Below are 1,575 nucleotides of genomic sequence, written 5' to 3'. Positions count from 1 at the left end.
GGCCCGGGTCGCGCAGCTGCGCGACGCCTTCGTCGCACGGGTGCTCGACCGCGTGCCGTCGGCACGGCTGACCGGTCATCCGGTGCACCGGCTGCCGGGCACGGCGAGCTTCACGTTCGCAGGCACGAGCGGCGAAGCGGTGCTGCTGGAGCTCGAACGGCGCGGTGTCGTGAGCTCGAGCGGCTCGGCCTGCGCGGCCGGCAACGATGAGCCGTCGCACGTGCTGCTCGCCCTCGGCATCCCGCCCGAGGTCGCGCAGACCGCCGTCCGGTTCACGTTCGCACACGACTTCGGACGCGGAGCCACCCCGACTCCCGTTGCGATTCCGAACCCCGCCACCGACCTCGCCGCCGTCGCCGACGCCGTGGTCGACGCCGTCGCGGCGGTACGATCGGGCACGTGATCGACCGCCCGCGACCCCACGACCCGATCGTCACGATCATCGTGCCGGGACGCGACGTGGCGACGTACGCCGTCGAGGCATTGGCCTCGCTGCGAGCGCAGACCGAGCCCGCCTGGCGGGCGATCCTCGTCGACGACGGGTCGACCGATGCCACGGGCTCGCTGTTCGCGCGGGCCGCGGCATCCGACCCGCGGTTCACCGTGATCACCCACTCCGTCCCACGCGGGCTGGGCGCCGCCCGCAACACGGGGCTCGACCTCGTCGATACGCCCTTCGTCGGCTTCCTCGACGCCGACGACGTGCTCACCCCCGTAGCCCTGCGCCGCCTCACCGAGACCCTGACCCGGTCCGGAAGCGATGTCGTCACCGGCGCCTACGTGCGCCTTCGCCCCGACGACGCCGGCGGATACACGCCGGGCGACGTGCAGCCCTGGGTGCGGGCGGCCACCGAGCCCGAGCGGCTCGGCACGACGCTCGCGCAGCACCCGGCCGTGTCGGGCAATGTCGTCGCGTGGTCGAAGCTCAGTCGAGTGGAGTTGTGGCGCCGCGGCGGCATCCGCTTTCCCGAGGGCAGACTGTACGAGGACCAGGTCGTCGCGCAGCGGCTCTACACGACGGCGCGCACGATCGATGTGATCCCCGATGTCGTCGTCCACTGGCGCGAGCGCGCCGACGGATCATCCATCACGCAGCGCAAGGACGCGGTGCCCGTCCTGGTCGACTACCTCGACGCGATGCGCGCCGGCATCGCGGTGCTCGACGCCGCGGGTCAGCGCGCCGCCGCCCGCGCTCGCATCCGGCTCGTCCTGGTTATGGATGTGCCGCCGCTCGTTCGGATCGCGCGGGATCACCCCGACGACGCTTATCGCCGGGCTCTGGGGACGTTCGTGAACGGGTTGGCTGCGCGGGCGGATGCCGAGTCGATCGCGCTCAACGACGCGTCCGCCGCCCTCCGGGCGGCCGCGGCGCTGTGGTGACCCGAGTCGCGCAAGCCGGCCTCATTGCAGGCGCCGCGCGCGATCGCCCAAGCCGGTCGGGGAGAAACGAGCCGCCGTGGGCATCTGTCCCCTCTGGCTCAGCCGAGGTACGGCCAGGCGTGCTCGCCTGCGGGCGGATCGGCGACGCCGCGATCGGTGAGCAGCCGCGCGGCGTCCGGACCGGGGGAACCGGCC

General features: G+C 73.3%; 2 protein-coding genes. Both read left to right on the top strand.

All coding sequences use genetic code 11. From position 1 onward, the window contains the following. Window positions 1–403 (top strand): aminotransferase class V-fold PLP-dependent enzyme (locus WBP48_RS01460; protein ID WP_424435002.1); only part of this gene is annotated, 403 nt, incomplete at its 5' end. Beyond that, a complete protein-coding gene (locus WBP48_RS01455) occupies window positions 400–1,380 on the top strand; it encodes a glycosyltransferase family 2 protein (protein ID WP_424434999.1) in 981 nt (326 codons plus the stop codon). The genes WBP48_RS01460 and WBP48_RS01455, both read left to right, overlap by 4 nt. The last annotated feature ends 195 nt before the right edge of the window (window positions 1,381–1,575 follow it).

The sequence above is a fragment of the Microbacterium sp. genome (assembly GCF_049661145.1).
Classification (GTDB): Bacteria; Actinomycetota; Actinomycetes; order Actinomycetales; family Microbacteriaceae; genus Microbacterium.
This window is presented reverse-complemented; position numbering and strand designations above follow the sequence as displayed.